13 protein-coding genes and 3 pseudogenes are annotated in these 6216 nt (G+C 52.6%); 1 reads left to right on the top strand and 15 read right to left on the bottom strand.

Annotated elements, in window-relative coordinates; translation table 11 throughout:
• Positions 1 to 32: 32 nt before the first annotated feature.
• Entirely contained in the window at positions 33 to 437 is a 405-nt protein-coding gene (locus PHX69_RS00960; RefSeq protein WP_288041912.1) for an HIT family protein, read from the top strand.
• A 21-nt stretch (positions 438 to 458) separates the two neighbouring features.
• Here the strand turns inward: PHX69_RS00960 and PHX69_RS00955 are convergent, their stop codons facing one another.
• The 15 genes and pseudogenes from PHX69_RS00955 to PHX69_RS00890 form a co-directional block, all read right to left on the bottom strand.
• On the bottom strand, positions 459 to 680 hold the full coding sequence (locus PHX69_RS00955; protein WP_119014654.1) for a hypothetical protein: 222 nt from the start codon (positions 678 to 680) through the stop codon (positions 459 to 461).
• Between the two features lie 157 nt (positions 681 to 837).
• The gene (locus PHX69_RS00950) at positions 838 to 1086 is read right to left on the bottom strand and encodes a helix-hairpin-helix domain-containing protein (RefSeq protein ID WP_288041907.1); all 249 of its coding nucleotides are present in this window, start codon (positions 1084 to 1086) and stop codon (positions 838 to 840) included.
• A gap of 9 nt (positions 1087 to 1095) precedes the next feature.
• On the bottom strand, positions 1096 to 1572 hold the full coding sequence (locus tag PHX69_RS00945) for a GNAT family N-acetyltransferase (protein WP_288041906.1): 477 nt from the start codon (positions 1570 to 1572) through the stop codon (positions 1096 to 1098).
• Between the two features lie 59 nt (positions 1573 to 1631).
• Positions 1632 to 2192, bottom strand: coding sequence for a DUF2867 domain-containing protein (locus tag PHX69_RS00940; protein ID WP_288041911.1), 561 nt, complete (start codon positions 2190 to 2192; stop codon positions 1632 to 1634).
• Positions 2193 to 2237: 45 nt separating this feature from the next.
• A pseudogene (locus tag PHX69_RS00935) lies at positions 2238 to 2327 on the bottom strand (DUF1010 domain-containing protein); the annotation flags it as partial.
• Between the two features lie 108 nt (positions 2328 to 2435).
• Positions 2436 to 2807 carry a FlxA-like family protein gene (locus PHX69_RS00930; protein ID WP_288041905.1) on the bottom strand — a complete coding sequence of 124 codons (372 nt, stop codon included), beginning with the start codon at positions 2805 to 2807 and terminating at the stop codon, positions 2436 to 2438.
• 73 nt (positions 2808 to 2880) lie between these two features.
• Positions 2881 to 3027 (bottom strand): annotated as a pseudogene (locus PHX69_RS00925) (IS3 family transposase); the annotation flags it as partial.
• A gap of 66 nt (positions 3028 to 3093) precedes the next feature.
• Positions 3094 to 3582, bottom strand: a complete 489-nt coding sequence (locus tag PHX69_RS00920; RefSeq protein WP_288041904.1) for a DUF3592 domain-containing protein — start codon at positions 3580 to 3582, stop codon at positions 3094 to 3096.
• 72 nt (positions 3583 to 3654) lie between these two features.
• A complete protein-coding gene (locus tag PHX69_RS00915) occupies positions 3655 to 3924 on the bottom strand; it encodes a hypothetical protein (RefSeq protein WP_288041903.1) in 270 nt (89 codons plus the stop codon).
• A gap of 19 nt (positions 3925 to 3943) precedes the next feature.
• Positions 3944 to 4000: pseudogene (locus PHX69_RS16135) on the bottom strand (DUF1010 domain-containing protein); the annotation flags it as partial.
• A gap of 3 nt (positions 4001 to 4003) precedes the next feature.
• Positions 4004 to 4342 (bottom strand): hypothetical protein, encoded by a 339-nt coding sequence (locus PHX69_RS00910; protein ID WP_288041902.1) that lies wholly within the window; start codon positions 4340 to 4342, stop codon positions 4004 to 4006.
• Positions 4335 to 4709 (bottom strand): type II toxin-antitoxin system RelE family toxin, encoded by a 375-nt coding sequence (locus PHX69_RS00905; protein WP_288041900.1) that lies wholly within the window; start codon positions 4707 to 4709, stop codon positions 4335 to 4337. The genes PHX69_RS00910 and PHX69_RS00905 overlap by 8 nt, the downstream gene beginning before the upstream one ends.
• Positions 4675 to 5019, bottom strand: a complete 345-nt coding sequence (locus tag PHX69_RS00900) for a DUF1010 domain-containing protein (protein ID WP_288041899.1) — start codon at positions 5017 to 5019, stop codon at positions 4675 to 4677. Before PHX69_RS00900 ends, PHX69_RS00905 begins: the two co-directional genes overlap by 35 nt.
• A gap of 83 nt (positions 5020 to 5102) precedes the next feature.
• Complete coding sequence (locus tag PHX69_RS00895; RefSeq protein ID WP_288041898.1) at positions 5103 to 5720, bottom strand: hypothetical protein; 618 nt, start codon at positions 5718 to 5720, stop codon at positions 5103 to 5105.
• Positions 5721 to 5761: 41 nt separating this feature from the next.
• Positions 5762 to 6184, bottom strand: coding sequence for a hypothetical protein (locus PHX69_RS00890; protein ID WP_288041896.1), 423 nt, complete (start codon positions 6182 to 6184; stop codon positions 5762 to 5764).
• Positions 6185 to 6216 lie beyond the last annotated feature (32 nt).

Genomic DNA, 6216 nt, shown 5'->3' with positions numbered 1-6216 from the left:
GGCCCGGCGGCAGCTCGGGCAGCGCCTGCCCCCTGTGCGATGCCGACGGCGGCCAGCTCATCTGGCGCGGCGAGAAGCTGCGGGTGATCCGTGCCGACGAGGCGGGCTTTCCGGCGTTTTACCGCGTAGTCTGGAATGCCCATGTGGCCGAGTTTTCTGACCTCAGCCCCGCCGACCGCGCCCACTGCATGGACGTGGTGGTGCAGGTGGAGCAGGCCCTGCGCCAGCACCTGCAGCCCACCAAAATCAACCTGGCCACGCTGGGCAACATGGTGGCGCACCTGCACTGGCACGTGATTGCGCGCTTTGACTGGGACAGCCACTTTCCGGCGCCCGTCTGGGCCACCGCCCAGCGCCCGCGCGACGCTGCACCAGAAGACGCCCTGCGTGCGCGCCTGCCCGCGCTGGAGGCGCAGTTGCGGGCGTCTTTGGGTTGAGTGAGGGAGGCTGGGGCGCGTTCAGCGCCCTTTGCTCCCGAGCACCAGCAGCAGGCCCCCGGCCACGATGGCCGCAATGCCTGCCCAGACGGGAATATTGACCGTTTCGGTCTCTTTCACGGACAGCTCGATCGGCCCCAATTTCATGGCTGTGGTGTCTTTGGTGTAGCTGAAGCTGCCGTATGCCAGGCCCAGCACACCGCCAATGATGAGCGCGATGGCAGCGAGTTTGATGGCGTTCAAGGTGTGGCCTCCTGTGGGTGCGCCCGGCGGCCATTGCCAGCGGCGTTGAAGCGGCCAGACGCGGTGCATTGGAACACGAGAACTGCGCCACGGCGGGCGCGGGCGCGGGCGCCCAGGCCGGTTTCAGCCGCCACCGGGAGCGGTTGGCTGTGCAAAGTCAGTCCACCTGCGCATGGTGGGACTGCGCCAGTGCAATAGCGGACTGAATGGCCGCACGTGCTTGCGGGCTATTTTTCCAGCAGGTGGAGCCCACCATCGCAGAAGCCCTTGAAACAATATCCAGGGTATTGGCCTTGCTCAAATGTGCCAACGACTCATACCCCATCTGCTCCAGGCGGGCCACTACGGTAGGGCCAACGCCTTTGACGGCCAGAAGGGATTTTCTTTCAGAGGGTGGAAATGGCATGGGTTCTCTTCAACAGGAGGAAATTAAATCCAGACCCAAAAACTGGGTGCCGGGCACAGGGTTGAATGTGACGGGCGCTGTGGGCCGAAAACCCAGTGAGGCATACATGTGTTGCGCCCGCGTGAATTCGGGCAAGACATCCAGGCAAATGCGCGAATAGCCCGCCTCCCGTGCGGCGGCAATGGTGCTTTCAACCAGCCGACGGCCCAGGCCATCGCCCCGTGCTGCGGGCTGGACATAGACCCGCTTCATTTCGCAGACGCTGGCATCCACTTTGCGCAGTGCGGCGCACCCCACCACCGCCCCATTTTTCCACGCCAGCAGCAGGCGTCCTTCCGGTGCGGCGTATTTGCCCGGCAGGGCCGCGAATTCTGACTCGTAATCCTGAAAATCGAGATTCACACTGGGGCTGGCCACATATTCCCGAAAAATGGTGATGACGCGCTCCAAGTCTTCAGGGAATATGGCAGGTTTGATGGCGTTCATGGTGTCAGGGCACTGAATGAAGAAAGTGGGTGCCAATCGGGGGACACAAAAACGCCATGTTATGCCGGATGTGTGCTGCGCCCAATGCTGGCCAGAACTGCGGGGGCAATGAGCCGGTGCATGGGTTTGACAGGAAGCATATACAGGCTGCCCAGCCTGTTTTTTACGTGAACAACGGTTGTGATGGTGATGGCAACCAGTTTTTTTTCTGGCACTTCATGGCGATGGATGCTGAGAACCACGTCCAAATGCTTGTCTTTATCGCCGATGAGGGCTTCATCAAAGTGGTTTTCAAAAACCGTGAAAATACCTACGCGATCACCAGTCTTATAGGACGCTGCCATTTTGTCAGCAGCCAGTTCAGATAATGCGCCCAGGTTTTTGAGCCCTGCGAGCTGGACAATGCGGTTGCGTACTGCCATGCACATGCCAATCCAGCGGGGCGTTTGCTTGGCTGCAAGAAGAAAATGGTCGAGTGCAGACAGGCTGGTGTCGGTTGAATGGATACTCCAGGAGTCATGAAAGCTGGCATCTTTCAAAAATCCGGTAATGCGACTATGGGGTGGCGCAGTAGATTCAAAGGGAGTATTTTTTTGCGGCACGGAAGACGCTTTTTGCAAGCAGATTTTGGTTGGGTTGAAATGTCGGGTCAGGTGCTTGCGCCACGGAGGCGGCGCAGTGCTTCCAAAATGATAGCTGTTAGCGCTTATCGTACAAGCGCTACAGGCCAAAAAGGCTTGAAACTGACGCTGCACCCCAAGGTGAAGCCCAGCACACCGCCATGGGGCTGGTGGAGCGATTGTTTAGGCCGCGCTCAGCCTGCGGATCTGGTCGATGCTTGAACCCTGATAAGAGCCAGTATGTCAGGCATGGACGTCGAGGTTAGTGCCAAGAGGGCCCTCTTTGCGTGCGCTAAGAGAGGAGGATGGGGGCGAGTTTGATTCACGCGCCGCCTCCGTTCGGCGCTGGGCCTTGTCTTGGGCCTTTTGGGCGTCTGCCTGCTGAATCGCTGTGATCTGCTGTTGGATGAGTTGGATCTGCGCCTGCAGTTGCTCTGCCCGTTTCTGCTTCGCCTTGGCATCCATTGTGGTATCACCAGCAATGTTCTTTAGCTCGTTGGTCAAGTTCTTTATCTGCTTTTGGAGCTTGGCAATCTCTGCGGCTGAATTGGAACCACTGCCAGCGCCGACACTTGCGGACGCAATGGCTGATGAATTAGTTGAAGATAGTTGCATGGTGGACTACGGTTGAGGCTGAGGCATACAGCAATGTCGGACTCTTAGCGAGTTTCTTCAGCATATCGCCAAGCATATTAGCCTGCCAGACGCGTTCAATCTCTGGCATCAGCACTTCGTCACGCTTGGCTCGGTCGCAGCGCTGGTGTGGCTCGTGCAGCAGCGCTGCATGTCATCGATACGCCGACGGGGCTACCTACAGCACTTTGCAGACTGGCTCGTTCGACTTCTTCATTGCTCAATCCGTTCAGAGAAAAGAGCCTCCTCAAAAGCTGGGGCGATTCGCTTACCAACGCCAGATATAGAAGGCAGCGGCCAGGAAAATGAGCGCTGACAAAAAGGAGATGCTTGCCCAACCCGGACGCAAGAGAAGGCTCTTCTTTGGATGCTTGGGGTTGTAGTAAATAAGTACCTTCCCTGTTTCACTCGCTCTGACCTGACTAGGCAGGATTTTCGCTGTGTTCTTGAGCATGCCTGAGGCAGACATTTTCCATATCGATATTTCTCGGCCCGCATAGGACTGACCATTAACCTCATACCTATAAAGCGCCGAAGGTACATAGTCTTGGTCTCTGGTGCCAGGGTTGGGACTTCCCAGCGGGCGAATTCCAAGGCTGAGAAGTTGACCTTCCACCTGAGGCCACCTGCGAACTCGCAGCGCATGCCACAGCGAACCTACCAAAACGATGAGCACATACAGGGTGGCCCAGAAGTGGATGCCCTGCAACTCTTTGCGGAGTGCTAAATCAAGCATGCGTTGAAGATAATCGAGCATGGCTTGCGAAGCCTAACGAACAAGGTAAGCGGATGGCCGTAGGCCAGTCCGCTTGAGTGAAAGGTTAGAAAACTATTTTTTTGAGAAAATGTGTGCTAAATAAAGGCTTCGACTCTTTGCATTCATTGAGTGGCCAGCACTTTTGCACCAATTTAAATAGTCTTCCGGATTGGTTTCGACTTTTTGAAGAAGAACACCTTGAGTTGCAAGTTCGGCAATTTTTCGGTTAACCGCTGCAACCCATTCATTGTATGAGGGGCCAAAGTGGTTTTTGTCTTCGCAGATGTCTTTGTATTTTTTCCATGTGGCTTCATCTTTGAACCATGTCACTTGATTAGACATTTATTCTCCTCAAAAACTTCTAACGGACAAGATAAGCCGCCCGCAGTATGCGGGTCGGCTTGAGCGCCGGGTTAGGCCGCTACTCATACCGAATCTTTTTCGACTTAATCACTTCAACAGCATTGTCGTGTAGCGATCCGGGAATAACATCCTTTAAGTGCAAGACACCGTTACCTGAATACTGTACGTGAATTCTCCATCCGGAGATTTTGTCGACGTCAGCCCGATAAACAGCCTGCTTAATGCCCGTCACTTTATGCAGCCTGGTGACCGGGAACTGTCGGCTCTTATGGCATTCGTTGTTCTGAAGTTCAGCCAGGGCCTCCAAGAATTGAATTCGATGCCTGTCATCCGGGAGCGATTTCTGCGCATCATAGATGACCCCATATTCGTCTAATAGGGCTTTAATCTCAGCCATTACCCTGCCCCCCAGACCGCAATTGTTGGTAGAGGGACTCAACAATTGAATTGAACGCACGATCAAGCAGATCATGCTTCACGACGCGTATCAGAGTGACGAGCTTTCTATCAAACAGTGGATCGTTCTCGATCGTTAGGATGACTCTAATTTGTTGAGTTGCCCTAAGTACATACAGGCTCGAATCAAACCCTTCTGGCAATGGAGGCATATGCGGTTGATAAATGTGATGGGTTGAATCACCTCGATCCACATCAAATCCTGCTGCATATTTATCGATGCTAACTGCTATGCGACGCTGGTCGTCTTTTGATAGACGATCCATGTCTTTCTCAAAGCGGCGAGTAATGTCGAACTGAAGTTCCATGCGTGTGTATAAAGAGACCTAACGAATGAAAGTCAGCCGCCCGCCGAAGGCGGGTCGGCTTGACTGCACAGTTAGACCCAGACGCCAAAACGGGAAACCCCAACTTGACGACGGGCGCGAACCGCGAAAAAGCACTGCGCCACCGAAGCGGCGCAATGCTTGAAAAATGATAGCTGGTGGCGCTTGCTGTGCAATGGCTAGAGGCCAAAAATACTTGAAACTGACGCTGCGCCCAAAGGCGAAGTCCGGCACACGGCAAAAAACCCAGCGGATAAACGCTTGAGAAGGTAAATGCTGCTGGATATTGCATGGCCTAAATAATGCGGGTTTTGAGCGGACTAACGTAAAAGTGTGGGGCTGCGCGCTTTTGCGCAGTCACTCTCGACTGCCGAGTTAGGCCTTTGCTGTATCAATTATTTCTTTCACCGCACGGTCAGGACTTAAGAACAGAAGGCTCTTATCTTTTGGCTCAGGTGACCAAACTCCAGTTACCTTATTGCGAAAGCATTCTTCACTAACTTGCGAGCCAAAATAGCGCTGAATTTTTTGTAAATGCTTCATACTAGGTCGCACTCGGCGCCAATGATCAAAGAACGGATTATCTCCATCTTGGTCATATTTTTTGTCTTTGGTCTTGCAATTGCGGAGAAGAGCCGTAATTTCGTTATCAGTGGGAGATTTGATGATCGCTCCCGAGGCTACATCATGGAGAACGGACTTCAACGTCAAGAAAAATTGTTTGTTCTTGTAGATGCCATCTTCAGTTACTAATGCCTCCTTTATAACGGCATATGCCTCACCAGGGATTCGTTCAGAAAGAACTCCATTCGTCACATCGCATTGCCACGCTACGTTCTTATCGGATATTCCTATCGTCAACGTTTTGGAACGACCAAAAAATACCCCACGAACCTGCAGTATTTTGAACTGAAAAGCAAACAATATCGATTCGTTACGCTGGCCGTGTGCCACCGTCAACAGTCCCGGCAATATGTCAGATATATTTTCCACTGCGTATCCTATGGCCTAACGGAAAAGATAAGCTACCCGCTTTAGCGGGTCGGCTTGATCTGATGGTTAGAACCATCTTCTTTGTTTAGCTCTGAATTAACGCCGCGAAATTTATAAATTCTTTTTGATACCCTTCGACCGGAGGCGGAAGCTCCCAAGGAAATGGACTGTTCTTTTGCTTTGACTCCTAAGCTGCCATCTGCATTTAGGTCATAAAACTCTTCAATTTCGACTTCCTCTGCAATTTCAATTCGCTTGGCAATTGCAAGTTCTTGTGCAACTTTTGCTTGAGCTTCGGCCATCTGCATTTGTAGCTCTTGTTTTTTTGCGACTAACTCGAGTTCTTCGAGTGTTTTTTTGCTTGGATCATCTTTAATTGATTCAAGAGCATATTCTGCAATTTTGCTAACAAGAAATCCCGTAGGGTTTAGTGCAATAGATGCAACAGTAAGTATGGATGACATGTTATTTTCTCTAACGAAAAAGCTAAGCCGAC

Origin of the sequence: Simplicispira sp. (assembly GCF_028687295.1) — a bacterium.
Lineage (GTDB): Bacteria > Pseudomonadota > Gammaproteobacteria > Burkholderiales > Burkholderiaceae_C > Simplicispira > Simplicispira metamorpha.
Note: the sequence above shows the minus strand (reverse complement) of the source record. Positions and strands in the feature narration are given on the sequence as shown.

Coding starts and splice junctions, on each gene's coding strand:
- PHX69_RS00950 (WP_288041907.1), bottom strand. CDS start 1,086: ATGCCATTTCCACCCTCTGAAAGAAAATCCCTTCTGGCCGTCAAAGGC.
- PHX69_RS00945 (WP_288041906.1), bottom strand. CDS start 1,572: ATGAACGCCATCAAACCTGCCATATTCCCTGAAGACTTGGAGCGCGTC.
- PHX69_RS00930 (WP_288041905.1), bottom strand. CDS start 2,807: ATGCAACTATCTTCAACTAATTCATCAGCCATTGCGTCCGCAAGTGTC.
- PHX69_RS00920 (WP_288041904.1), bottom strand. CDS start 3,582: ATGCTCGATTATCTTCAACGCATGCTTGATTTAGCACTCCGCAAAGAG.
- PHX69_RS00915 (WP_288041903.1), bottom strand. CDS start 3,924: ATGTCTAATCAAGTGACATGGTTCAAAGATGAAGCCACATGGAAAAAA.
- PHX69_RS00910 (WP_288041902.1), bottom strand. CDS start 4,342: ATGGCTGAGATTAAAGCCCTATTAGACGAATATGGGGTCATCTATGAT.
- PHX69_RS00905 (WP_288041900.1), bottom strand. CDS start 4,709: ATGGAACTTCAGTTCGACATTACTCGCCGCTTTGAGAAAGACATGGAT.
- PHX69_RS00900 (WP_288041899.1), bottom strand. CDS start 5,019: ATGCAATATCCAGCAGCATTTACCTTCTCAAGCGTTTATCCGCTGGGT.
- PHX69_RS00890 (WP_288041896.1), bottom strand. CDS start 6,184: ATGTCATCCATACTTACTGTTGCATCTATTGCACTAAACCCTACGGGA.